Genomic DNA, 23,937 nt, shown 5'->3' on the forward strand with positions numbered 1-23,937 from the left:
CTATGCCGGGCAGGACTAAGGTCATTCTCGTGGGCGTCCGGACCTGGATCGAAGGCTGGCCGGTCTATCGGCAGCTGACCGGGACCGACCCGCTGGGTCGTGGTGCCGCCGCGCAGTCGCCGCGCTCCAAGGCGCTGACCGCCCGCACCGAGACCGCCGACCGGGTCGCGAAGTCGGTGTGCCCCTACTGCGCGGTCGGCTGCGGGCAGCGGATCTTCGTGAAGGACGAGAAGGTCGTCCAGATCGAGGGCGACCCGGACAGCCCGATCTCCCGCGGCCGGCTCTGCCCGAAGGGCTCGGCCAGCCTCAGCCTGGTCACCTCGCCGCGGCGCCAGCAGCACGTGCTCTACCGCAAGCCGTTCGGCACCGACTGGGAGAGGCTCGACCTCGAGACGGCGATGGACATGATCGCCGACCGGGTGCTGACGGCCCGCGAGGAGACCTGGGAGGACAACGACGCCGAGGGCCGGCCGCTCAACCGCACGCTGGGCATCTCCAGCCTGGGCGGCGCGACCCTCGACAACGAAGAGAACTACCTGATCAAGAAGCTGTTCACGGCGCTCGGCGCGATCCAGATCGAAAACCAGGCCCGCATTTGACACTCCGCCACCGTTCCCGGTCTGGGAACCTCTTTCGGCCGTGGCGGGGCCACCAGCTTCCTTCAGGATCTGGCCAACGCCGACTGCATCATCATCCAGGGTTCCAACATGGCGGAAGCGCACCCTGTCGGCTTCCAGTGGGTGGTGGAGGCCAAGAACCGCGGCGCCAAGGTCATCCATGTCGACCCGCGGTTCAGCCGGACCAGCGCGCTCGCGCACACCCATGTGCCGGTGCGGGCGGGGGCGGACATCGCGTTCCTGGGTGGGATCGTCAACTACATCCTGGAGAACGAGAAGGACTTCCGGGAGTACGTCCTGGCGTACACGAACGCGTCCATGATCGTGAGCGAGGACTTCCAGGACACCGAGGATCTCGACGGCCTGTTCTCCGGCTTCGACCCGTCGACGAACACCTACGACCAGTCGTCGTGGATGTATGCCGGGCACGAGAAGCACGGCCAGGAGCACGGCGAGTCGCACGTCCAGCGGGAGACCGCGGCCGGCCAGCAGCACGAGTCGCACGGCGCGCCGCTGCCCGGTGACGTGCCACGGGACCCGACGCTGCAGGACCCGCGGTGCGTCTACCAGATCCTCAGGCGGCACTACCGACGCTACACGCCCGAGGTCGTCGAGCGGCTGTGCGGCGTACCGCAAGCGGCGTTTCTGGAAGTTTGCGAGGCCTGGACGGCGAACTCGGGCCGGGAACGCACCACCGCACTGGTCTACTCGGTCGGCTGGACGCAGCACAGCGTCGGCGTGCAGTACATCCGGACCGGCGCGATCATCCAGCTGCTGCTCGGCAACATGGGCCGGCCCGGCGGCGGTGTGCTCGCGCTGCGCGGGCACGCCAGCATCCAGGGCTCCACCGACATCCCGACCCTGTTCAACCTGCTCCCCGGCTATCTGCCGATGCCGCACCACGAGCAGCACGAGACGTTCCAGCAGTGGATCGACGCGATCCGCCACCCCGGCCAGAAGGGCTTCTGGGCGAACGCCGAGGCCTACGCGGTGTCGCTGCTCAAGGCCTATTTCGGCGATGCCGCAACGGCGGAGAACGACTGGGGGTACGGCTGGCTGCCGCGCCTCACCGGCGATCACGGTACGTACCGGCAGGCGCTCGACATGATCGACGGCAAGATCAAGGGGTATTTCCTGCTCGGCCAGAACCCGGCGGTCGGGTCGGCGCACGGCCGCGCCCAGCGTCTCGGCATGGCCAACCTCGACTGGCTCGTGGTCCGCGACCTCTACATGATCGAGAGCGCGACGTTCTGGAAGAACGGCCCCGAGGTCGCGACCGGCGAGATCACCCCGGAGACGTGCCGCACCGAGGTGTTCCTGTTCCCGGCCGCCTCGCACGCCGAAAAAGAGGGCACGTTCACCCAGACCCAGCGCATCCTGCAGTGGCGCGAGCAGGCGGTCGAGCCGCCGGGCGACGCGCACAGCGAACTCTGGTTCTTCTACCACCTCGGCAAGCGCATCCGGGCCCGGCTGGCCGCGTCCACGCTGCCGCGGGACAAGGGCATTCAAAACCTGACCTGGGAGTACGGCGATGACGAGCCCAGCAGCGAGAAGGTCCTGCAGGAGATCAACGGGTACGACCTGAGCACCGGTGACCTGCTGAGCACCTTCAACCAGATGAAGCCGGACGGCACCACGTCGGGCGGCTGCTGGATCTACACCGGAGTGTTCGCCGACGGCGTCAACCAGGCGGCCCGCCGCAAGCCCGGCCGCGAGCAGAGCTGGGTGGCGCCGGAGTGGGGCTGGGCGTGGCCGGCCAACCGGCGCACCCTCTACAACCGTGCCTCCGCCGACCCGGACGGCAATCCGTGGTCTTCACGGAAGGCCTACGTCTGGTGGGACCCTGCCGCGGGCGAGTGGACCGGACACGACGTGCCCGACTTCGAGAAGACGAAGCCGCCGTCCTACCGGCCGCCCGAGGGCGCGACCGGCGTCGAGGCGATCTCCGGCGACGACGCGTTCATCATGCAGGGCGACGGGAAGGGCTGGCTGTTCGCGCCGGCCGGGCTGATCGACGGGCCGATGCCGACCCACTACGAGCCGGCCGAGTCGATGGTCCGCAACCCGCTCTACGGTCAGCAGGCCAACCCGACCCGCAAGGTCTACGACCGGTCCGACAACCCGACGAACCCCAGCCCACCCGAACAACACACCGAGGTCTTCCCGTACGTCTTCAGCACCAGCCGCCTCACCGAGCACCACACGGCCGGGGGCATGAGCCGGCAGCTGGCGTACCTCTCGGAACTGCAGCCGGAGATGTTCGTCGAGGTCTCCCCCGCGCTGGCCGCGGAACGCGGTCTCGACCATCTCGGGTGGGCGCACATCGTCACGGCGCGCGCCGCGATCGAGGCGAGAGTCCTGGTCACCGAGCGGCTGACGCCGCTGCGGATCGAGGGCCGGATCGTGCACCAGCTGTGGCTGCCCTACCACTGGGGCTCGGAGGGCCTGGTCACCGGCGACTCGGCGAACGACCTGATCGGCATCACCCTCGACCCGAACGTCCTGATCCAGGAGAGCAAGGTCGGCACGTGCGACATCCAGCCGGGGCGGCGGCCGGTCGGGCCGGCCCTGCTCAGCTTCGTGGAGGATTATCGACGCCGGGCCGGGCTCGTGCCGGGGCATCACACACCGATCGTGACCACTCATTCCGCGGAGGACGCTGATGGGGAGCAATAGCCTCTACGGGCCGCTCGACCCGGCGCCGGACGCCGGCTACGTCGACGCGCCACCGCGGATGGGCTTCTTCACCGACACCTCGGTGTGCATCGGGTGCAAGGCGTGCGAGGTGGCCTGCAAGGAGTGGAACGCCATCCCGGACGATGGCTTCAACCTGCTCGGGCAGTCCTACGACAACACCGGCGGCCTGTCCGCCAACACGTGGCGGCACGTGGCCTTCATCGAGCAGCCCGTGGTCCCTTCCTTGACGGATGCGCTGGCTGCCGCCGGCACCCAGTTCCTCGGGATGCCGCTCAGCGACCTGCCCGGCCGGGTCACCGAGGCGCCGCGCACCGATTTCCGCTGGCTGATGATGTCGAACGTGTGCAAGCACTGCACCCACGCCGGCTGCCTCGACGTCTGCCCGACCGGATCGCTGTTCCGCACCGAGTTCGGCACGGTGGTGGTCCAGGAGGACATCTGCAACGGCTGCGGCTACTGCATCGCCGCCTGCCCGTACGGCGTGATCGACCGGCGCGAGGACGACGGCCGGGCCTGGAAGTGCACGCTCTGCTACGACCGGATCGGCGACGGGCTGACCCCGGCCTGCGCCCAGGCGTGCCCGACCCAGTCGATCCAGTTCGGCGAGCTCGACGAGCTGCGCACCCGGGCCGCGGAGAGGGTCGACGCGCTGCACGAGGCCGGCGTCGAGTCGGCCCGGCTCTACGGCCACTCCGAGGACGACGGCGTCGGCGGGGACGGCGCGTTCTTCCTGCTCCTGGACGAGCCTGAGGTGTACGGCCTGCCGCCCGACCCGATCGTCACCACGCGGGACCTGCCGGACATGTGGAAGCGGGCCGGCATCGCCGCCCTGGCCATGGCCGCGTCGGTGGCCGTCTCGTTCCTGGGGCGGCGCGGATGAGCAAGCGCGGCGACCGGCCGATGGTGCCCCGGGCCGAGTTCAAGTCCTACTACGGCCGGCCGATCGTGCGGCCCGCGCCGTGGACCCACGACATCGCCTCCTACCTGTTCACCGGCGGGCTCGCGGCCGGGTCGGCGCTCCTGGCCGCCGGCGGGCAGCTGACCCGCCGGCCCCGGTTGCGCCGGGCCGGGCGGGTCGCGTCGCTCGGCGCGGTCGCGGCCAGCGGCTACTTCCTGGTCGCCGACCTGGGCCGGCCCGCCCGCTTCCACCACATGCTGCGGGTGGCCAAGCCGACGTCGCCGATGTCGATGGGCACGTGGATCTTCTCCGCCTTCAGCGCGGCGGCCGGCGCGGCCGCGATCACCGAGGCGGCGCCGCTGCTGCCGCCCGGCTTCTTCCGCCGGGTGCTGCCGCCGGTGGGCGCGGCCGCCGGGCTGGGCGCCGCGGTCGTCGCGCCCGCGCTGGCGACCTACACGGCCGTGCTGCTCGCCGACACCGCGACGCCGAGCTGGCACGCGGCGTACCCGGAACTGCCCTTCGTCTTTGCCGGAAGCGCCCTGGCCAGCGGGGCCGGCGTCGGGTTGATCGCCGATCCGGCGCCACCGGTCCGGCGGATGGCGGTGCTGGGCGCGGCCCTGGAGCTGTACGGCGCGCACCGGATCGAGACGACGAAGGGCATCCTCAGCGAGCCCTTCACCTCCGGCCACGCCGGAACGCTGCTGCGGGCGGGCCGTTTGCTGACCGCCGCGGGGATCGCCGGCGCCCTGCTGGGCCGCCGCAGCCGGGTCGTGTCCGCCCTGTCCGGTCTGTCGCTGCTGGCCGCGTCGGCGATCACCCGGTTCGGCATCTTCGAGGGCGGCATGGTGTCCGCGCGGGACCCGAAATACACGGTGATCCCGCAGCGTGAGCGCCTTGCCCAACGGAACGAGTAGCGCCCTTTTCTCTCGATCACCCGGCCTCTCCGCGCCCGGTGACGGAAAATGAATGCACCTATCCGCCGGGCGGTTGGTTCCGAATAACCACCGGAAGATCCACTGACCGGCGGGGAGTGACCGAGGATGAGATCAGTAGCCGTCATCGGGGCCGGGGTGTCCGGGCTGACCGCGGCCTACGTGCTGCGTAACACGTGGGACGTGACGTTGTACGAGGCCGACACCCGGCTGGGCGGGCACGCACACACCCACGACCTGCCCGACCGCGGCTCGACCGTCGCGGTCGACTCCGGCTTCATCGTGCACAACGACCGGACGTACCCCCTGCTCCGCCGGCTCTTCGCCGAGCTGGACGTGCCCACCCGGGCCACCGAGATGAGCATGTCGGTGCGATGCGACGGCTGCGGTCTCGAGTACGCCGGCGCGAAGGGCCCCCGCGGCCTGTTCGCCCAGCCGCCCGGGCCGCGCTACCTGGCCACCCTGGCGCAGGTCCCGGTCTTCCACCGGCGGGCCCGCGCCCTGCTGGCCAGTGGCGACGAGATGACCCTCGGGGAGTTCCTGGCCCGCGGCCGGTACACCGATCACTTCGTCCGGCACTTCGTCGTGCCGCTGGTGTCGGCGGTCTGGTCCTGCGGCCCGCACGTCGTCGCCGACTACCCGGCCGGCTACCTGTTCACCTTCCTGGCCCACCACGGCATGCTCTCGGTGACCGGTTCGCCTGCCTGGCGGACCGTGACCGGCGGCTCCCGCACCTACGTCGAGCTGCTCGCCAAAAACCTGCGCAGCGTTCGGGTGAGCGATCCGGTCACCGCGATTACGCGTACGCCGTCGGGCGTCGACGTTCAGGCCACCGAGCGCACCCACTACGACGCGGTGGTCGTCGCGACCCATGCCGACCAGGCGTTACGGCTGCTCACCGACCCGACCGAGGCCGAGCAGCGGACGCTCGGGGCGTTCGGCTACTCGCGCAACGAGACCGTGCTGCACACCGACGACTCGATCCTGCCCCGTTCCGGGCGGGCGCGGGCGAGCTGGAACTACCGGCTGCCGGGCTGCACGCCGGACGCCGGACCGCCGGTCGTCACCTACGACATGAACCGGCTCCAAGGGCTGAACGCGTCGCGGAACTACCTGGTCACGCTGAACGCCGGCGGCCGGACCGGCGGGGAGCTGGCCCGGATGACCTACGAGCATCCGATCTACACGCCGGCGTCGGTCGCCGCCCAGGCCGGGCTGCCCGCGCTCAACGACGGCCGGACCGCGTTCGCCGGCGCCTACCACGGGTGGGGCTTCCACGAGGACGGCTGCCGCAGCGGGGTGCTGGCCGCCAAGTCGCTCGGGGCCGACTGGTGACCGCCCCCGCGCTCTACGACTGCACGGTCCGGCACACCCGGACCACGCCGCTGCGGCACGCCTTCACCTACCGCACCTACCAGTGGTTCGTCGACCTCGACGAGCTGCCGCGCGACCGGCTGCTCGCCTCGTTCCGGGCCGCCGACCACTTCGGCGACCCGGCCCGGACCATCCGGGCGAACGTCGAGGCGTACCTGGCCAGGCACGGCATCGACCTGGCCGGCGGCCCGATCCGGCTGCTCACCAACGCCCGCTCGTTCGGGTACGTGTTCAACCCGCTCAGCGTCTACTGGTGCCATCGCGCCGACGGCAGTCTCGCCGCGGTGATCGCCGAGGTGCACAACACCTACGGCGGCCGGCACTGCTACCTGCTGCACACCGACGAGCGCGGCCGGGCCGAGACCGCCAAGGCGTTCTACGTGTCGCCGTTCAACGACGTGTCCGGCGAGTACCGGCTGACCCTGCCCGAGCCCGGCGGCCGGCTCGCCCTGACCGTCGCGCTGGACCGCGACGGCGGCCGCCCGTTCGTCGCCTCGCTGCGCGGGCGCCGCCGCCCGGCCACCGGGCTCGCGCTGCTCGGCGCGGCCGTCCGGCATCCGTTCGTCACCGTCGCGGTGGCGGTGCGGATCCGGCTGCAAGGAATCCGGCTGTACCTGCGCGGCCTGCCGGTCGTGCCCCGAACGGAAGGCCCGCGATGACGATCACCCTGAACCAGGCGACCAGCCGGTGGCCGGACGTGGCGGCCCTGCCGAACGCCCCGATCCGGGCCGCCGTGGCCGGCGTGGTGTTCCGGCACGCGATGGCCGGCTCCGCCGTCCGGGTCCGCTACCCCGGCGGCCGGATGACCGGCACGTCCGGGCCGATCCTGGACGTGCACCGGCCGGCCGCCCTGCACGCCCGGCTCGGGGCGGCCGGGCTGATCGGCTTCGGCGAGGCCTACCAGGCCGGCGACTGGGACTCAGGCGACCTGGTCGGCGTGCTGACCGTGCTGGCCGGGCGGATGGGCACGCTGATCCCGCCGTCGCTGCAATGGATACGGCGCTTCCACGGGCCGCGGTCGCCGCAGGCCGAGCGGAACACGCCGGACGGCTCCCGGAGCAACATCGCCCGGCACTACGACCTGTCCAACGACCTGTTCGCGCTGTTCCTGGACGAGTCGATGAGCTATTCGAGCGCCCTGTTCGCCTCCGGCTCCTCCGACGACCTCCTCACCGCCCAACATCGCAAGATCGACCGGCTGCTGGATCGGACCGGCACCACCGCCGGCACCCTCCTGCTGGAGATCGGCACCGGCTGGGGCGAGCTGGCCATCCGGGCCGCTCAGCGTGGCGCCCGGGTGGTCAGCGTGACGCTCTCCGCCGAGCAGCGGGACCTGGCCCTGCGCCGGGCCGCCGCGGCCGGGGTGGCGGACCGGGTCGAGGTACGGCTGTGCGACTACCGGGAGATCACCCCGGTGCCGGGCGGCTTCGACGCGATCGTGTCGGTCGAGATGGTCGAGGCGGTCGGTCTCGACTACTGGCCGGCCTATGCGGATGTCCTGGCCCGGCACCTCGCCCCGCACGGCCGGGTCGGCCTGCAGATGATCACCATGGCGCACGACCGCATGCTCGCCACCAGCGACACGTACACCTGGATCCACAAGTACGTCTTCCCCGGCGGGCTGATCCCGTCGGTGCCGGCAATGACCGGCGTGCTCGGCCGGGCCGGGCTGACCGTGCACGACCGGCTCGACTTCGGCCTCGACTACGCGGAGACCCTGCGCCGCTGGCGGGCCGCCTTCACCGGCCGCACGGACGAGGTGGCCGCGCTCGGTTTCGACGCCACCTTCGCCCGGACCTGGAACTTCTACCTGGCCTACTGCGAGGCCGGCTTCGCCTCCCGCTACCTGGACGTGTGCCAGCTGGTGCTGGGCCACGGCGTACGCGAATGCTGACCCTGCTGCTCACCACCGCCGCGGCTTCCCTCGCCGTGATGCTGGTGGCCTTTGCGGCCGGGGTGGCCCTGGGCCGGCACAAGGGGGTGGACGTCGCCTGGGGGCTGGGGTTCGCCGCGGTCGCGGTCGCCACCGCCGCCCTCAACGCGGACCGCCCGATGGCCTGGCTCGCCGCTGGTCTGACCGTTGTCTGGGGCCTGCGCCTGTCGATCCACATCGGGCGGCAGGCCGGCCGGCACCCCGGCGAGGACCCGCGCTACGCCGAGTTGCTGAGCAAGGGAAAGGGCAACCGGACCTGGTACGCGCTGCGCAGCGTCTACCTGCTCCAGTGGATCATCCTGTGGTTCGTGTCGCTGCCGGTCCAGGTCGCCGCCCACTACGCCCCGCTCAACGCCTTCGCTGTGATCGGCGTGGCGATCTGGGCGGTCGGCCTGTTCTTCGAGGCGGTCGGCGATGCGCAGCTGGCCCGGTTCCGGGCCGACCCCGCGTCGAAGGGAAAGGTCCTCGACACCGGCCTGTGGCACTACACCCGGCATCCCAACTACTTCGGCGACGCGTGCGTGTGGTGGGGCCTGTTCGCGCTGGCCGCGCTGCACTGGACCGGCTGGCTCACGGTGCTGTCACCGATGCTGATGACGTGGTTCCTGGCCGGCAAGACCGGCAAGCCGTTGATGGAGAAACACCTGTCGGCGACAAGGCCGGGCTACGCCGAATACGTGGCCCGGACCAGCGGTTTCTTCCCCCGGCCGCCCCGGCGTCTATGAGCACTCCACCGTCTTGCCGGTGCTCGGCACCAGCTCCCCGATGACCGGGTAGCCGGGGATCTCGCCCGCGATGAGCAGGCCGCCGGAGGTCTGCGCGTCGGCGAGGAGCAGCAGCTCGTCCTCGGAGATGGACGCGTCGAGGTGCGGCCGCACCCAGTCGAGGTTGCGCCGGGTGCCACCGCTGACGAAGCCCTGTTTCAAGGCCTCCCGGGCACCGTCCAGGTAGGGAACCGCGCGGGAGTCGATCCGCGCGGTGACCTTGCTGGCCCGGGCAAGCTTGTGCAGGTGCCCGAGCAGCCCGAAGCCGGTCACGTCGGTGGCGCAGGTGACGCCGCGCTGCTTGGCGGCCTCGGCGGCGTCCCGGTTGAGCGTGGTCATCGCCGCGACCGCCTGCGGGAACACTTCGCCGGTGTTCTTGTGCCGGCTGTTGAGGACGCCGATGCCGAGCGGCTTGGTCAGGGTGAGCGGGGTGCCGGCCCGCCCGGCGTCGTTGCGCATCAGCCGCTCCGGGTCGGCGATCCCGGTGACCGCCATGCCGTACTTGGGTTCCGGATCGTCGACGCTGTGCCCACCGGCGACGTGACAGCCGGCTTCCCGGGCGATGTCGAGCCCACCGCGCAGCACCTCGGCGGCGAGCTCCATCGGCAGCAGATCACGAGGCCAGCAGAGCAGGTTGACCGCGACGACGGGGGTGCCGCCCATGGCGTACACATCGGAGAGGGCGTTGGCGGCAGCGATCCGCCCCCAGTCATAGGCGTCATCGACGACCGGCGTGAAGAAGTCCGCGGTGGCGACGATGGCCTGCCCGTTGGCAATCCGCACCACGGCGGCGTCATCCCCGTCGTCAAGCCCGACGAGCAGCTCACCGGGCCCCTTGGGCAGATCGGTGGTCAGACCCGCAACCACGGCTTCCAGCTCGCCGGGCGGAATCTTGCAGGCACAGCCACCGCCGTGCGCATACTGGGTGAGCCGCTGAACCGAAGTAGCCGTCACCCGCCCACTCTCCCACGCCACGGTCTAGGGTGTGCGGCGGAGGCGTTCAGGTGGCTGGTGCCCCTCCCAGTCTTCAAAACTGGTGTGGCCCGGCATCCGGGCCAGGCGGGTTCGATTCCCGTCCGCCTCCGCCATCTTTCGTGATCATCTACGTTGGGTGACATGGCGAGGGCTGGGTACGTACTTGCGCCGCTGCTCGCCCTGGTGGTGGCCGGGTGCGGGGCAACGCCGGTCCGCCCACAGGCGTCGCCGTCGACCGCGGTGAGAGGGCTGGAGACGGTGGACGAGGACGCGTTCTGGCAGATCGTCGGGGACGCTCGGGAGCAGGCTTCCGACGACCCGGACGCGATGGCGGAGGTTCTCGAAGAGCGTTTCGCCGACGCCGGTGACGACGAACTGCGTGGGTTTCAGCGGCAGTTGGTTGCCGCGAGCCGGCGCCTCTACACCTGGCGGCACGCCGCGGCGGCCGACATGGTGTGCGGGTCCGTCGGTGATGACGGGTTCACCGACTGGCGGTCGTGGGTCATCACCCTGGGGCGCGAGACCTTCGAGCGCATCGCGGCCGATCCCGACAACCTCGCCGACGTCGAGGACCTCACCGCCGGCTGCGCGGGGGCGGGCGAGCTGTTCGGCGCGGCCGTCAGCGGCATCTACTACGAACGGCACGGCTACGACGACGACACCTTCCCCGTCCTCGAGCCGGGCGGCACGTCACCGACCGGCACGCCGCCGAGCGGCTATCCGCGCAACGGAACCGAGCCGCTCCGCGCAACGCTGCCCAGGCTGGCCGAACGCACCTGAGCCTAGGGTTTCGGACCGAGGGCGAGGATCCACTCGTCGGCGAGCGTCTCGATGACGAGGTCGCCTCGGTCGAAACGGAGGATCAGCCCGGCGCAGCCCGGCCGGCCGTCGCGGTTCTCGATCACGGCGCCGTCGATGAGTCGCTCTCCGACGAAGCTCGCCAGCAGGTCCGGCGGCTGCGCCGGGCCGACCTTCGTCTCCCCGTCGTTGTCCATCGCGTACGACGAGTGCGGGTCCTGGTGATCCAGCAACAGCTGGTCGCCGCGGCCGTGCAGCCGGACCGGCATCAGGTACTCGAAGAACAGCCATGCGTGCAGCAGGCTCTCCGCGTCCGGGGCGCGGCGGCCCTGGTGCCAGAACCGCGCCTCGGTCACGGCTTCGAGGCGCCGGCCGGCCACGTGCGCCAGCCATGCGGCGACCATCTCCGGATCCCCGAAGCCGACGTACGGATTGCTGTGCTCGACGTGCAGCGCCTGCCACACGGCGCGAGCGGTTGCCTCGTAGACATCTCCGACGCCGGTGTCGGTGCCGGTGCCGACCACGTCGGTGACGATCACCTTCACCGGGTGGGGAGCATCGCGTAGGGCCCAGCGGGCGCCGAGCTCGGCCTCACGCCGATAGTCACCGAAGGTAGTGGCGGTCGCCGCGACCTCGACCTCGGTCCGACCGGCCGGTTCCACGTCCACGCTGACCTTGGCGAAGCGGCAGGAACGCTTCGTCTGCCACAACAGCCGGTAGGTCGTCATGCCCGCCGATGATGCCGGACGGTCACGTCGGTCAGGGGATCAGGGCCAGCTTGCCGACCGTGGCCCGGGCCGCCAGCTCGGCCAGGGCTTTCGGGCCGTCGGCGAGCGGGTGGACGGTCGGCGCGGCCGGGGCGAGAACACCCGCCGCCAGCAGGCCGAACAACTCCCCCATCACCTCGCCGAAGATCTCCGGGGTGGCCTGGATCACGGTGCCGATGTTCAGGCCGATGAGGTGGATCTGGTGTTTGTAGACCAGGTCCCAGTTGGTGATCGTGGCCTCGCCGCCGGACAGGCCGTGGACGACGACCCGGCCGGTGACCCGCCGCGCCGAGGCCAGGCTGCTCTCCAGGGCCGGGCCGCCCGCCGATTCCAGCACGAGGTCGGCGCCGGCGCCGCCGGTCAATTGCTTGACCTCGCCGGCGAGATCGGCGCTGCGGGAGTCGACGACGTGGTCGGCGCCAAGGCTCCGGAGCAGGTCGTGCTTGCCCGGCGAGGCCGCGGCGATCACCGTCGCGCCGTAGTGCTTCGCCAGCCGGAGCGCGACCTGGCCCGTTCCGCCGGCCGCGGCCTGGATCAGGACGGTCTCGCCGGGCTCGATGCGGCCCAGCGGCCGGAGTGCGGCCAGCGCGGTCGGCCAGCTCACGACCAGGCCCAGCGCCTGCTCGTCCGCCCAGCCCGTCGGCACGGGGACCGCAGCGGCCGCGGGCAGCACCATGAACTCGGCGAAGGCGCCGCCGGTCATCCCGGCGCCGATGACGTGGTCGCCGGGTGCCGGGCCGGTCACGCCCGCGCCGACCGCCACGATCTCGCCGGCGCCCTCGACGCCCGCCACGTACGGCGGCTGCGGGCCGCCGGGGAAGGTCCCGGTGGACTGCTGGATGTCGACGAAGTTGACGCCGGCCGCGGTCACCCGGATCAGGACCTCGCCAGGGCCCGGGCTCGGCACCGGGGCGTCGGTGATCAGTCGGAGGTCCTGCGGACCGTTCAGGGACGTCTGCTGCAGCGCGCGCATGATGGTTTTCCTTCGCTGGGTGCTATCGGCTCCCAGGAAGACCCGGCCGGGCCGGCAAAGGAATCGGCCCGAACCCGAAAGTGGCCACCAATTCCGGATCACCGAAGGACGTGATCCCGGCGATGCCTGCCTCCGTCACGGTGAGCACGCAGATTCCGTACGCCTGGTAGGTCCCTTGTTCGTCGCGAAGGTAGGCCGCCGCAGCCGGCTGACCGTTGGCGCTGGTGGCGAACATGCGCCAGGTCCCGGGCGAACCCAGCAGGTGACGGCGCAGGAACGGCACGCAGACCGCGCGGCCGGCGAACCAGGTGCGCAGCGGTGTCGCCTCCAGGGTGGCGTCGGCCAGCAGAAGTCGTTCCAGCGCGGCGGCGTCGGCATTCTCGAAGGCCGCGATGTACCGGTCGAGGATCTCCCGCGCGCGTGGGGCGGCCGGCTCGGTGACCCGGCCGGTGGTCAGCGAGAGTTCGGCCAGCCGCGCCCGGGCCCGCTGCAGCGCGCTCTTCACCGACGCCGTGCTGGTGCCGAGCATGACCGCGACGTCGTCGGCGGGAAACGCCAGCACGTCCCGCAGGAGCAGCACCGCCCGCTGCTTGGGCGGCAGGTGCTGCAGGCCGGCCACGAGCGCCAGCCGGACCGACTCCCGCTCGGCGACGATCACGGCGGGATCGTCCGGTGCCGGCTGCAGCCAGCGCACCTCGGCCCCGGCCACCTGCAGGGCCGCATCGGGATCCTCCTCCGGGCCGCCGAGGCCGGACGGCAGCAACCGCCGGCTCGGCCGGGCCAGCTCGGTCAGGCAGCGGTTCGTGGCGATCTGGTGCAGCCAGGTGCGTACCGAAGATCGGCCTTCGAATGTCCCAAATGATTTCCAGGCCCGCAGGTAGGTCTCCTGGACCGCATCCTCCGCGTCCTGGACCGACCCGAGCATCCGATAGCAGTGCCCGAACAGCTCACGCCGCAATGGCTCGGTGGCCTCGGCGAACCCGTCGTGGTCAGGCACGTGCACGTCCGGCCGGGCGGGTGGTGGCCCAGCTCGCGAGCAGGCGCAGGGCGTCGTCGCCGGCCGAGCCGGCCGGGGCGCTGAGCATGGTCATGGTCAGGCCGGGGTCGGCGGTCAGCTGCATGGTCTCGAACTGTAGGTCCAGGTCGCCGACGACCGGGTGGCGGAACTGTTTGCGGCCGGTGCGATGCAGGCGTACGTCGTGGGCCGCCCAGCGGGTCCGGAACTCCTCGCTGCGGGTGGACAGCTCGCCGACCAGGTCGGTCAGGGCCCGGTCGTACGGGTCGCGGCCGGCCTCGGTGCGCAACATGGCGACGGTGTCGGTGGCGATGCGGTCCCAGTCGCGCCAGAAGTCGCGGGCCTTCGGGTCGAGGAACGCGAACCGGGCGTGGTTGGCGGGCCGGGCCGGATCGTCGAACATCGGCGCGTAGAGCGCCTGGGCCAGCGGGTTGGCGGCGAGGACGTCCGCGCGGCCGTTGCCGACGAACGCCGGCACGTCGGTCATCAGCTCCAGCAGGCGGGCCACACTCGGGCGGATCTGCTGGGCCGCCGCCCGGTGGCGGGTACGCGCGGCGGGGCCGGCGGCGCGGGCCAGGTCGGTCAGGTGCTGGTGTTCGGCCTCGTCGAGGTGCAGGGCCCGGGCGAGGGCGTCGAGGACGCTGTCGGAGGCGCCGGCGAGGTTGCCGCGTTCGAGCTGGGCGTAATACTCGACGCTTACGCCGGCCAGGTCGGCCACCTCGCTGCGGCGCAGGCCGGGAACCCGCCGGTTGCGGCTGTAACTCGTCAGGCCGGCCTGCTCCGGGGTGATCCGGGCACGCCGGGAGCTGAGGAACGCCTTCACCTCGGCACGGTTGTCCACGCCGTCCAGGCTAGGCTCGATCACGGGCATCGTGGGCGGCGAGTGCACCTCGGCGTACGCAAGCTCGAGGTTTGGTCTTGAAGGTTGGATGGAGTCGCTGGCCGTCGAGGTCGGACGAGCCGCCGCGGCGATGGGCGGCCGACGACTACCGGCAGCTGTCCTCGTCGCTCGACCACTCCCCCGGACAACCCGAACGGCACCGGTAGCGCTACGTATATCGGGGAATGGACACACAGCAACGCCACTGGTAGTAGTAAGGCGTGCTGAGGGCTGTCGAATGGATCGTGCTGGGAATCGGTAGCGCGGCCGCCATCGTTTACGGCGTCCGTCGTCACCGGCCCGCGCGGATCAGTCCTTGGCTGTTGCTGGCCGGAGCCATCGTGGCGAGCGCCTGCGGCGACGTGTTGACCGCGTTGAACCGGCCCGCCGCAGCCGATGTCTGTTTCTACGCCATGATCGTGCTGGTCGCCTGCAGTCTGCTGCAGTTGACCCGCGTCGGTGCGATTCTCGTCGACCGGGCACGGCTCATCGACCTGCTCGCGTTCGCGTGCTCGACGCTGCTGGTGGTCTGGGTGTTCGTGATCGGCGATGCGGGCCGGATCGGGAACATCTCCGGGGCCTACGTCATCGGAGCCCTGCTGCTCCTCGCGGTCGTCGCCCGTGTGCTGGTCGTCGTGGGCCGGAACCTCTCGGCCGCACTGCTGGTCCTCGGTGCGGTCGGTGTCCTGGTCAGTGACATCTTGCAGCCGCTGTGGCCGGGACGGCTGAGCGAGTCCGGGTTCGTGGTGCTCTACCTGGCCTGGGGCGCCGCCGCATTGCACCCGTCGATGGTCAGGCTCACCGTGCCCGCGGCGCCGTGTCCGAGTTCGTGGCGTGGGCGATGGGCGGCGCTGCTGGGCATCTCCGTAGCCACCCCGCCGGTCGTGCTGCTGATCGAGGCGGTGCACGGCACGGTCGGCGACGGTGTGGTGATCGCCGTGGCCGGTGCGATCACACTTGTCCTGGCCATCACGCGGCTGACCGACTCGGTGACCCTGAACGGCCAAGCCTTGACCCGTGAGCGCGGCTTGCGGCAGGCGAGCGCCGCACTGGTTGCCGCCGCGGACACCCCGGCCGTGGACGAGGCGGTCCGAGCCGCGATTGTCCAGCTCATGCCGCCGGGCGCCATCCGCAGCACCGTCTTCGCCATCGACGACCGGTGGGTCACGCTCGAAGCGGCGCCGGGCATCGAGGCCGGCCCGCCGTCGAGCAGCTGGTGGATCGAGGACGCCGACCGGGACTACGCCACACTGGTCTGTCCGCTCTGGCTGGAACCACTCGCCGTCGCCCGCCCGGGCGGCGGAGCACTGATCCTGGTGGGTCGCCGGGACGCCCTCACCGCCGCTCGCGACACCGTTGAGGTGCTGGCGGGGCAGGCGGCGCTCGCGCTGGATCGCATCTCCCTGGTGGAGGCGGTCGGCCGCCGCGACAGTGACCTCTATCTGCGCGCGGTGATCCGGAACAGCGCGGACATCGTCGTGGTGCTGGACGAGGACCAGCGCATCCGATACGCCAGTCCTTCGCTGCGCGAGCTGCTCGGTGTCGACGACCTTCCGCCGCTGGCCGCACTCGGTGATCTGGTGTGTCCGGGCGACCGCAGCCAGCTGCTCCAGGCCTTCCGCGGCTCGGGCGACGGTGTGGTGTTCTGCTCGCTGTTGCGGGCCGACGACAGCCAGGTGCTGGTCGAAGCCAGGTACCGCGACCTGCGCGAGGACCGCTTGGTCCAGGGTTTTGTGGTGACCCTGCGGGATTTTCCCCGGGGCCGTGAGCCGGGCGAGCAGCTGTCCCAACGCGACAATCTGGACGAGTTGCCGGCCTGGGTGAACCGGCGCAGCGTTCGGCACAAGTTCCGCTACTAGCGGCGCCCGTCACCCGGCACGCAGCCAAGCACCGGACAGTCTCCCGCAGCCATCGATGATCACCACCTCCATGTTCACCCAGTTGGTCCACGTGCCACCCGGACTTTCCTGCCGGCGGTGATACAGCCAGCAGTCGATGCCCCGCATGAACTGCTCGCGCCGGCCCCGGCAACTCGGCCGCCGGCGGTGTCACTTCAGATGCAGCAACCCGGCCGCGACGGCGACCAGGATCAGCACCACCAGCAGCTGAATGCCCTGCTCTCCGAAGTTGCCGTGGCCGAGCAGCAGCGCGGTGGTCAGCGGGGTGAGCACGAAGTTGTTGCCGGCGTGCGCCACGCAGGGCGGCCAGATGCTGTTGCTACGAGCCCGCAGCCAGGCCAGGATGACCTCCTGACACATGATCCACACCGTCCATCCGGCCAGGCCCAGGGCCAGATTCGAGAACTCGGCGTAGCCGAGCAGCGCGAGCGGATAGTGCCAGACCGCCGCGATCAGGCCCGCCGCCAGTGCGGCGCGGCGGGGGCGGCCGGGACAGATGCGCAGCAGCAGATAGCCCGTCCAGCCGAATTCCTCACCCCAGAAGGCGAGGGTGACGATCGGAACTGCCAGGCAGAGCAGCAGTGACACCGACCAGACGGGCACACCGGGAACCAGGTCTGCCATCGAACGGACGGACGGCTCCCATAGCCCGGATGCCGCGGCGACGCCGACCACCACGACGGCGACGGCGAGCGGGCCCAGCCAGGCCAGCAGGTAGTACCGCCAGGCCGGACGCAGTCGGAGGCGGGAGCCGGCGTCCGCGAAACCCTCGCGGGTGACCCACCGCCGCACCACCAGGGCCGCGGCCGCCGGCGCGAACCCGGCCGGCACCTGCACCAGCGGGTTCACCAGCGACCAGCCGAACAACAGGTGCGCCACCGCTTCCCAGCCCCAGGCGACACCGAAGGAGATCAGCAGGAATGCCGTCAGACCCCGCCTGTTCAAGCGGGGACCGACCATCGGGGTTGTCTCGTTCATGCACCCAGTGCACCCGCGCACGCCGTCTGCTACATGGGCTTGGACGCGACTTCGGAGGTAGCGCGTGCGCTACCCCGCGCGGCCGACGTGATCCGTAGGGTTGGCACATGAGCGACGCCTGGACGGCCGTGCGCGGACGCCCCACCCGGTTCCTGGCGTCCGCGTGGCCGTGGCGCTCTCTGGCCTATGTGGGCAGCACCGTGCCCGTCGGCGTCGCCTGGCTGATCCTCCTGCTGGTGGTCCTCGGGGTGGGCGTAGCCACCATCGTGGTGGTCGCGGGACTGTTCGTGCTCGCCGGCGTTCCGAGGCTCGCCCGCCGCGCCGCGTCGGGCGAGCGGCGCCGGCTCCGGCTGATGTTCCCCGAAAGGCCGGCGAACCGGCCGGGCCGCGTATCCGGGCCGGAGATCGGCGTCATGGTCCTGCTGGCGACGGTGTTCTGGCCCGTGGACGCGATCGCACTGGTGATGCTGTCGGCTCCGATCGTGTTGCTGTGCGCTCCCGTGCTGGTCCGGCACGACGTGGTCGACGTTGCCGGCTGGCGGGTCGACCACACCGGTGAGGCGTGGGCGGCGGCCGCCGCCGGCCTCGGCGCTCTGGTCCTGCTGGCGTACGCGGTCACCGCGCTGGCCTGCGCCCAGGCCGCGTTGGTGCGGCATCTGCTGGAGGAGTCCAAGGCCCGGCTGGCGGAGGCGGTCCAGCAGCTGCGCCGCTCCCGCAGCGGGCTGGTGGACGCGTTCGAAACCGAACGCCGCCGGATCGAGCGCGATCTCCACGACGGTGTCCAGCAGCGCCTCGTCGCGCTGACCATGACGCTCGGCAGCGCCGAGTTGGACCTGGCCGACGGCCCGGGCCTCGACCTCGTGCGTGAAGCACACCACCAGGCCGAGCAGGCCCTCGCCGACCTACGCACCACGATCCGGGGCATCCATCCCCAGGTGCTGACCGACCACGGCCTCGCCGCGGCCGTGCACGAGATCGCCGGCCGGTCACCGGTCCCGGTCCACCTCCGTCTCGCCCTCGACGGCCGGCTTCCGTCGGCGGTCGAGGCCGCGGCCTACTTCTTCGTCAGCGAGAACCTCACCAACGTCGTTCGCCACGCGCAGGCCCGCTCGGCGCAGGTGCAGGCGAGGATCGAGGACCACGCGCTGATCGTCTCGGTCGTCGACGACGGTATCGGCGGCGCCGACCCGCAGGCGGGCACCGGCCTCGCCGGACTGCACGCCCGGATCGACGCCCTCGATGGCGAACTGGACATCAGCAGCCCCACCGGCGGCCCGACACAGGTGCGGATGACGTGCCCGATCCGTTGACGCCACCGCCGAAGGCGCTGCGGATCATCGTCGCCGAGGACGCGGCCCTGCTCCGAGAAGGGCTGGTGCGGATCCTCGAACGCGCCGGCCACGAGGTCGTCGCGGCCGTCCCCGACGCGCAGGCTCTGCTCACGTACACCGGCAACTGCCGCCCCGACCTCGTCGTCACCGACATCCGCATGCCACCCACCCACACCGACGAGGGGCTACGCGCGGCGGCGACGATCCGGGCCACCCATCCCGGCATCGCGATCATGTTGCTCTCGGCCTACGTCGCCGACGCCTACGTCGGCGAGCTGCTCGGCTCGGCCCCCGGAGGGGGCATCGGGTACCTGCTCAAGGACCGGGTCGGCCACGTACGCGACTTCCTCGACAGCGTCGACCGCGTCGCGGCGGGCGGCACGGTCGTCGACGGCGAGGTGGTCCGCCAACTCGTCGGCCTCCGGCACGCCGACGGTCCACTCGCGGGCCTCACCGAACGCGAGCGCGAGGTCCTCGCCCTCATGGCCGAAGGCCACACCAACCACGCGATCGCCGGCAAAATGTTCGTGAGCGAGGCGGCGGTACGCAAGCACATCGGCAACATCTTCGCCAAGCTTCCGCTCGACCCACATTCGGACCGCCGAGTCTCGGCCGTTCTCACCTACCTGCGCGGCTCACCGGGTGCCTGAGACGTGCGTGGCCGATTTCGGCCACGCACGCATTGCGGATGTCCGGTGCGAAAGGCGAAGTCAGTCGATCGGTTTGCCGAACCAGCGGGCGAGATGGTCGTCCAGATCCTGCTGGTCGTCGCCGATCCAGGCGACGTGGCCGTCCGGGCGCAGCAGGACGGCCGGAACATCCAGTGAGGCGGTCGGGTCGCCGAGGTAATCGACCTGGGTCGACCAACTGCCGGCGGCCAGGCGTTCGGTGCGGTCCAGCAGCAGGCCGCGTCCGCCGTGCAGCCGGCCGTACAGCCGGCCCTGCTCGAGTTCGATGTCGGGCATGCGGCGGCCGAGCAGGTCAGGGCCTGCACCGAAGTCGTAGCGGACGCCGATCGCGGTGACCTTCTCCAGCAGGAAGCGATTCACCTCGTCGAATTCCATCAATTCAACAAGCAGCTTGCGTACGGCCTGGGGCCCCGGCCCGGTGGACGACAACTCGGTCTGGGCGCGCGTGTTGTCCAGCACCTCCGCGGCGACCGGATGACGTTCCGCCTGGTAGGTGTCGAGCAGGGTGTCCGGTGCCCAGCCGCGGACCTGGGCAGCCAGTTTCCAGCCCAGATTGACGGCGTCCTGGATGCCGAGGTTGAGGCCCTGCCCGCCGAGGGGTGGATGGATGTGGGCGGCGTCGCCGGCCAGCAGAACCCGGCCGACCCGATAGCTTTCGGCCAGCCGGGTGGCGTCACCGAAACGGGACAACCAGCGCGGGGAATGCACGCCGAAATCGGTTCCGGCAAAGGCCTGCAACTGCTGCCGGAAATCGTCCAGGGTTGGTGGTTCCGCGCGGTCGCTGACTCCCGCGGCCGGGACGACCACGCTGTAAACCCCCGCGCCCACCGGCCGGAGCCAGAATCGCCGGGTCACCTTGGCGGCGATCTCGGCCGGCGGCGCATCCGCTTTCATCTCGCCCATCAGCGTCTCGTTGCGGGCGGGCTCGCCGGGAAAGCCGACGCCGAGCAGTTTGCGCACCGCGCTGCGCGCGCCGTCACCACCAACGAGATAGCGGGTACGCACCTGTTCCCCGCCGGCCAGTTCGACGGTCACGCCGTCGTCGTCCTGCTCGAGCCCGGTCACCGCAGCACCGCGCCGGACGTGGGCGCCGAGCGCGATCGCGTGTTCTTCGAGCAGCCGCACGATCACCGGTTGCGGAATGCCGAGCAGGTAGGCGTACGGCGAATCAAGGTTTTGGGGTGCGGGTTTGTCGATGGCGGCGAAATAGGCACCGGCCGGACGCTGCCGGCCATGCTCGCGAATGCGGTCGAGCAGCCCGCGCATGGCCAGAAGCTCAAGACTGCGAATATGAAGCCCGACGATGCGTACGAACGAGACGGGCTCGGTGTCCTTCTCCAGAACGAGAACCCGCACATCGTGCAGTCGCAGTTCGGCGGCCAGCATCGCGCCGGTCGGCCCGCAGCCGACAATGACCACGTCGAAGATGTCCATCGGTGTTGCCTTTCGGGAGTGCCTGATTGGCGGCGCTCCCGGCGACACCTACGTCAATCGCCCGACCGTGACGGCAGGAGGGAGCACCCACTTCGATGCAGCGTTCATGGGTCTCACCTCCTCAAGCGGCGTCACGTCAGGAGCAAGCTACAAGCCCGGCCACCAACCGTCCAGCCCTTTTCCGGTCGTCACTCGGCCGGGAGAAGTCCGGCCTCGCCGCACATCATTGAACCTTCTCGACGTGGCCAGGGCAGCAGCACCCGGCGCCGGTCATCGCGCCGCAACCGCAGGCCCGATGTCAGGTTGACGAAGGTTCATCGACCAGCGTCATCCCGGAAGCCGTCCGGCATTGCCTAGGATCACTATCCATCTGCCGCCTCGACGGAGGGGATTCCTGATGACCGGCCCCAGCATCGACGACACCCGGCCGAGCAGCGCCCGGGTGTGGAACTACCTACTGGACGGCAAGGACAACTTCCCCGTCGACCGGGAGTTGGGCGAGGCGCTCCGCGCGGCGAACCCGGGGATCGTCGCGGTCGCACAGGCGCAACGGAGGTTCCTCAAGCAGGCGGTCACCCTCCTCGCCGGCGAGGGCATCCGGCAGTTCCTGGACATCGGCACCGGCCTGCCGACGGCCGACAACACACACGAGGTAGCGCAGCGAGCGGCCCCCGAGTCGCGGATCGTCTACGTCGACAACGACCCGCTCGTGCTGGTGCACGCCCGCGCGCTCCTGACGAGCACCCCCGAGGGCGCGACCGCGTACGTCGACGCCAACGTGCAGGACCCGGAACGAATCCTGAGCGAGGCGGCCCGGACACTCGACCTCAACCGCCCGGTGGCCCTGACCATGATCGGCATCCTGGGCAACGTCGCCGACTACACCGAGGCCCGCTCGATCGTCGACCGTCTGCTCAGCGCCGTGCCGTCGGGCAGCTACCTGGCGGTGAGCGACGGCACGAGCACCAGCGCGGAGAGCGTGGAGAGCCAGCGGGTCGCCAACAAGGGCGGCCACCCGTACAACCTGCGCTCCCCCGAGGAGATCGCCGGCTACTTCCAGGGCCTGGAACTGCTCGAGCCCGGCCTGGTGCCGACGTCACGGTGGCGCCCGCCGCCCGGACCAGAACCAGAGGCCCTCGACGTGTACTGCGCAGTCGGCCGCAAGCCTTGAGGCGCGACGGACACGCCCGGCCGGCATAGCCCGACCGGCAAAGCCCGACCGGCAAAGCCCGACCGGCAAAGCGAGAGGCCGCGCCGGCGCTGTCGGTGACCGTGGCGGCGATGGTGTCGGCAACCAGCCGGGCGGACGCGGGGCGGTATTGGCGGACGCCGACGAACGAGACCGGCACGACTCAGCCGAGCAACGGGTGGCGGGCGCGCACTGCCGATGACGACCGCGACGAAAGACACGCCCACGGGCTCGACGCCCGGCACACCGGAAAGGCGGAGAAGGGGTGCGCCGTCGGGGCGAACCCGATCCGCGATGAGAATGACGGCGGCGCATTTGCGACTTCCGCAACGAAATGTTCGCCAAGCGGCCGCATGGCCACGCCGAAGGGCAGCACCCCATTTCCGAGCGGACGGCATTGCCAATTTCCCGACGGCGGCACCGACTGATTAAGCGGCGAACACCGTCGCCATTTCCGTGGCGATCTCCGGCGCTGCCGGCGAGGTGTTCGCCGTGCGTGTTGCCGCCCGGCACCGACCGTGTCGGGGCTGTTGTCGTGGGTCAGTGGGTCTCGGTGACGCCACGGCGCCACCGACAGGGATGCGGCGATCGATATCCCCGGACAGGCAGCGGCAGGACACCACCCGAACCCGAACTGCATGACGGCAGCGCGCGGTCGAAGTTGTCCGTCCCCACCCACTGATCCATGTCGGCCGGCGCCCTCAACCGGACCGTCGATCCGGCCCTCGGGCTCGGGCTCGGGCTCCGGCTCCGGCTCCGACTCCGACTCCGACTCCGACTCCGACTCCGACAAGCCTGGAAACTCGGCTAACCGTGCAGGCTCGGCCAAGCGCACAGCCTCGGCCAAGCGCACAGCCTCGGCCAAGCCCACAGCCTCGGCCAAGCCCACAGCCTCGGCCAAGCGTGCAGCCTCGGCCAAGCGTGCAGCCTCGGCCAAGCGTGCAGCCTCGGCCTGAGCAGCGGTTTCTGCCCGGGGAGCAAGCTCGGTCTGGTTTGCCATTTGCGGTATGCCCGCGGCTGTCGACCAGCCTGCGGCGGGGACGGCCGTGCCGGTCGGGCTAGCTGGGCCAGCCGGGCCGGACAAGGCAGCCGGGCCGGACAAGGCAGGCTGCTGGCTGTCTCGCGGCAAGTCGCGCTCGGGCGGGTCGGCACGGCTTGGCAGCGCGGGCGACGGCCGCTGCAGGCAGGTCGCCTCGGCCGGCCAGATCAACGGCGGGACAGCCTCGAAGTCATCGTGCAGGCCGACCTCGGCGCACTCGCGAGAGCAACCCCGAGACTGGCACAACTTCCGCGCATGACGCCGAATGAGACCCCAGCGCCGCCGACGCGCATGGTCAAGACGGAATTCTTCTTTCAGCGGCGAATAGTTTCGCGCTCTCGTGCGATCCCGCATAGCGGCAGTTGCGGGACGGGTGAATAACTGAAGCTGCTGGTACCGCATGGGACTTATTCTCCTGCACTCCGCACGGCACTCGCCAATAGCGGATCATGCCAACCTCAAGAATCCCGCATAGCCGGAAAATCGGTTGCGTGACCAATCAAAGAAACCATTACGGCCGGCGCGGGAAAGCGGCTCGAAACCGCGCCGAACCTGCCCTTCAAACCTGCGGGCGCGGGGTGGACGTGCCGGTGAGACCGGCCGCAGCCAACTCAGCGCAGGGGCGAACAGAGAGAGCGCAGGGGTGAGCTTCCCCCGGTTCCCGGACACCGTCGCTGAGGCGACACTCGGTCGCCGAGGGAGGAGTTTGGCGCTTGCGCCACCATCCGCCGGAAAGCGCAGGGAGCGCAGGTCCAC

General features: G+C 70.8%; 19 protein-coding genes and 1 tRNA gene. 13 read left to right on the plus strand and 7 right to left on the minus strand.

The window, feature by feature from the left end:
- The first annotated feature begins 29 nt into the window (after positions 1-29).
- The 7 genes from fdh to Adu01nite_RS31865 all read left to right on the plus strand — a co-directional run bounded on the left by fdh (position 30) and on the right by Adu01nite_RS31865 (position 9,176).
- Positions 30-3,293 carry a formate dehydrogenase gene (gene fdh / locus Adu01nite_RS31835; RefSeq protein ID WP_239132842.1) on the plus strand — a complete coding sequence of 1,088 codons (3,264 nt, stop codon included), beginning with the start codon at positions 30-32 and terminating at the stop codon, positions 3,291-3,293.
- Entirely contained in the window at positions 3,280-4,194 is a 915-nt protein-coding gene (locus tag Adu01nite_RS31840) for a 4Fe-4S dicluster domain-containing protein (RefSeq protein WP_203732365.1), read from the plus strand. The genes fdh and Adu01nite_RS31840 overlap by 14 nt, the downstream gene beginning before the upstream one ends.
- Positions 4,191-5,126, plus strand: a complete 936-nt coding sequence (gene nrfD, locus Adu01nite_RS31845; protein ID WP_203732367.1) for an NrfD/PsrC family molybdoenzyme membrane anchor subunit — start codon at positions 4,191-4,193, stop codon at positions 5,124-5,126. Before Adu01nite_RS31840 ends, nrfD begins: the two co-directional genes overlap by 4 nt.
- Positions 5,127-5,252: 126 nt before the next feature.
- Positions 5,253-6,479, plus strand: coding sequence for an NAD(P)/FAD-dependent oxidoreductase (locus tag Adu01nite_RS31850; RefSeq protein ID WP_203732369.1), 1,227 nt, complete (start codon positions 5,253-5,255; stop codon positions 6,477-6,479).
- Complete coding sequence (locus Adu01nite_RS31855; RefSeq protein WP_203732371.1) at positions 6,476-7,177, plus strand: DUF1365 domain-containing protein; 702 nt, start codon at positions 6,476-6,478, stop codon at positions 7,175-7,177. The genes Adu01nite_RS31850 and Adu01nite_RS31855 overlap by 4 nt, the downstream gene beginning before the upstream one ends.
- Entirely contained in the window at positions 7,174-8,412 is a 1,239-nt protein-coding gene (locus Adu01nite_RS31860) for an SAM-dependent methyltransferase (RefSeq protein WP_203732373.1), read from the plus strand. The genes Adu01nite_RS31855 and Adu01nite_RS31860 overlap by 4 nt, the downstream gene beginning before the upstream one ends.
- Positions 8,406-9,176, plus strand: a complete 771-nt coding sequence (locus Adu01nite_RS31865; protein WP_203732375.1) for a DUF1295 domain-containing protein — start codon at positions 8,406-8,408, stop codon at positions 9,174-9,176. The genes Adu01nite_RS31860 and Adu01nite_RS31865 overlap by 7 nt, the downstream gene beginning before the upstream one ends.
- Here Adu01nite_RS31865 and selD read toward each other — a convergent pair.
- A complete protein-coding gene (gene selD, locus Adu01nite_RS31870) occupies positions 9,171-10,169 on the minus strand; it encodes a selenide, water dikinase SelD (protein ID WP_203732376.1) in 999 nt (332 codons plus the stop codon). The two genes, Adu01nite_RS31865 and selD, sit on opposite strands and share 6 nt — an antisense overlap.
- 38 nt (positions 10,170-10,207) lie before the next feature.
- On the opposite strand from selD, the gene Adu01nite_RS31875 reads away from it, so the two are divergent.
- Positions 10,208-10,303: transfer RNA gene (locus Adu01nite_RS31875), tRNA-Sec, on the plus strand.
- Positions 10,304-10,331: 28 nt separating this feature from the next.
- Positions 10,332-10,970: a DUF4240 domain-containing protein gene (locus Adu01nite_RS31880; RefSeq protein ID WP_203732378.1), complete on the plus strand. Its 639-nt coding sequence runs from the start codon at positions 10,332-10,334 to the stop codon at positions 10,968-10,970.
- Positions 10,971-10,972: 2 nt separating this feature from the next.
- Here Adu01nite_RS31880 and Adu01nite_RS31885 read toward each other — a convergent pair whose 3' ends face one another.
- Genes Adu01nite_RS31885 through Adu01nite_RS31900 form a run of 4 tightly spaced genes read right to left on the minus strand, consistent with a single transcriptional unit; the run spans position 10,973 to position 14,584 of the window.
- Entirely contained in the window at positions 10,973-11,716 is a 744-nt protein-coding gene (locus Adu01nite_RS31885) for a hypothetical protein (RefSeq protein ID WP_203732380.1), read from the minus strand.
- 31 nt (positions 11,717-11,747) lie between these two features.
- The gene (locus Adu01nite_RS31890) at positions 11,748-12,728 is read right to left on the minus strand and encodes an NADPH:quinone oxidoreductase family protein (protein ID WP_203732382.1); all 981 of its coding nucleotides are present in this window, start codon (positions 12,726-12,728) and stop codon (positions 11,748-11,750) included.
- Between the two features lie 22 nt (positions 12,729-12,750).
- Complete coding sequence (locus Adu01nite_RS31895; protein WP_239132843.1) at positions 12,751-13,725, minus strand: RNA polymerase subunit sigma-70; 975 nt, start codon at positions 13,723-13,725, stop codon at positions 12,751-12,753.
- Positions 13,718-14,584 carry a helix-turn-helix domain-containing protein gene (locus Adu01nite_RS31900; RefSeq protein WP_203732386.1) on the minus strand — a complete coding sequence of 289 codons (867 nt, stop codon included), beginning with the start codon at positions 14,582-14,584 and terminating at the stop codon, positions 13,718-13,720. The genes Adu01nite_RS31895 and Adu01nite_RS31900 overlap by 8 nt, the downstream gene beginning before the upstream one ends.
- Positions 14,585-14,844: 260 nt before the next feature.
- Between Adu01nite_RS31900 and Adu01nite_RS31905 the strand changes: the two genes are divergently transcribed.
- Positions 14,845-16,482 carry a PAS domain-containing protein gene (locus Adu01nite_RS31905; RefSeq protein WP_239132844.1) on the plus strand — a complete coding sequence of 546 codons (1,638 nt, stop codon included), beginning with the start codon at positions 14,845-14,847 and terminating at the stop codon, positions 16,480-16,482.
- Positions 16,483-16,671: 189 nt separating this feature from the next.
- On the opposite strand, the gene Adu01nite_RS31910 is transcribed toward Adu01nite_RS31905, so the two are convergent.
- Positions 16,672-17,499, minus strand: a complete 828-nt coding sequence (locus Adu01nite_RS31910; RefSeq protein ID WP_203732388.1) for a CPBP family glutamic-type intramembrane protease — start codon at positions 17,497-17,499, stop codon at positions 16,672-16,674.
- A 107-nt stretch (positions 17,500-17,606) separates the two neighbouring features.
- On the opposite strand from Adu01nite_RS31910, the gene Adu01nite_RS31915 reads away from it, so the two are divergent.
- Both Adu01nite_RS31915 and Adu01nite_RS31920 read left to right on the plus strand, forming a co-directional pair.
- Positions 17,607-18,809, plus strand: coding sequence for a sensor histidine kinase (locus Adu01nite_RS31915; protein ID WP_203732390.1), 1,203 nt, complete (start codon positions 17,607-17,609; stop codon positions 18,807-18,809).
- A 17-nt stretch (positions 18,810-18,826) separates the two neighbouring features.
- Positions 18,827-19,480, plus strand: a complete 654-nt coding sequence (locus Adu01nite_RS31920) for a response regulator transcription factor (RefSeq protein ID WP_203732416.1) — start codon at positions 18,827-18,829, stop codon at positions 19,478-19,480.
- Positions 19,481-19,540: 60 nt separating this feature from the next.
- Here the strand turns inward: Adu01nite_RS31920 and Adu01nite_RS31925 are convergent, their stop codons facing one another.
- Positions 19,541-20,947 (minus strand): FAD-dependent monooxygenase, encoded by a 1,407-nt coding sequence (locus tag Adu01nite_RS31925; protein WP_275414718.1) that lies wholly within the window; start codon positions 20,945-20,947, stop codon positions 19,541-19,543.
- Positions 20,948-21,350: 403 nt separating this feature from the next.
- Here Adu01nite_RS31925 and Adu01nite_RS31930 point away from each other — a divergent pair, with 403 nt between their 5' ends.
- On the plus strand, positions 21,351-22,124 hold the full coding sequence (locus Adu01nite_RS31930) for an SAM-dependent methyltransferase (RefSeq protein WP_203732394.1): 774 nt from the start codon (positions 21,351-21,353) through the stop codon (positions 22,122-22,124).
- Positions 22,125-23,937: the final 1,813 nt, after the last annotated feature.

The sequence above is a fragment of the Paractinoplanes durhamensis genome, assembly GCF_016862175.1.
Lineage (GTDB): Bacteria > Actinomycetota > Actinomycetes > Mycobacteriales > Micromonosporaceae > Actinoplanes > Actinoplanes durhamensis.

Excerpts from the sequence above, each read along its gene's own strand:
- Adu01nite_RS31850 (WP_203732369.1), top strand. The coding sequence starts at position 5,253 with ATGAGATCAGTAGCCGTCATCGGGGCCGGGGTGTCCGGGCTGACCGCG.
- Adu01nite_RS31910 (WP_203732388.1), bottom strand. The coding sequence starts at position 17,499 with ATGAACGAGACAACCCCGATGGTCGGTCCCCGCTTGAACAGGCGGGGT.
- Adu01nite_RS31915 (WP_203732390.1), top strand. The coding sequence starts at position 17,607 with ATGAGCGACGCCTGGACGGCCGTGCGCGGACGCCCCACCCGGTTCCTG.
- Adu01nite_RS31840 (WP_203732365.1), top strand. The coding sequence starts at position 3,280 with ATGGGGAGCAATAGCCTCTACGGGCCGCTCGACCCGGCGCCGGACGCC.
- Adu01nite_RS31885 (WP_203732380.1), bottom strand. The coding sequence starts at position 11,716 with ATGACGACCTACCGGCTGTTGTGGCAGACGAAGCGTTCCTGCCGCTTC.
- nrfD (WP_203732367.1), top strand. The coding sequence starts at position 4,191 with ATGAGCAAGCGCGGCGACCGGCCGATGGTGCCCCGGGCCGAGTTCAAG.
- Adu01nite_RS31890 (WP_203732382.1), bottom strand. The coding sequence starts at position 12,728 with ATGCGCGCGCTGCAGCAGACGTCCCTGAACGGTCCGCAGGACCTCCGA.
- Adu01nite_RS31860 (WP_203732373.1), top strand. The coding sequence starts at position 7,174 with ATGACGATCACCCTGAACCAGGCGACCAGCCGGTGGCCGGACGTGGCG.
- Adu01nite_RS31880 (WP_203732378.1), top strand. The coding sequence starts at position 10,332 with ATGGCGAGGGCTGGGTACGTACTTGCGCCGCTGCTCGCCCTGGTGGTG.
- Adu01nite_RS31930 (WP_203732394.1), top strand. The coding sequence starts at position 21,351 with ATGACCGGCCCCAGCATCGACGACACCCGGCCGAGCAGCGCCCGGGTG.
- Adu01nite_RS31865 (WP_203732375.1), top strand. The coding sequence starts at position 8,406 with ATGCTGACCCTGCTGCTCACCACCGCCGCGGCTTCCCTCGCCGTGATG.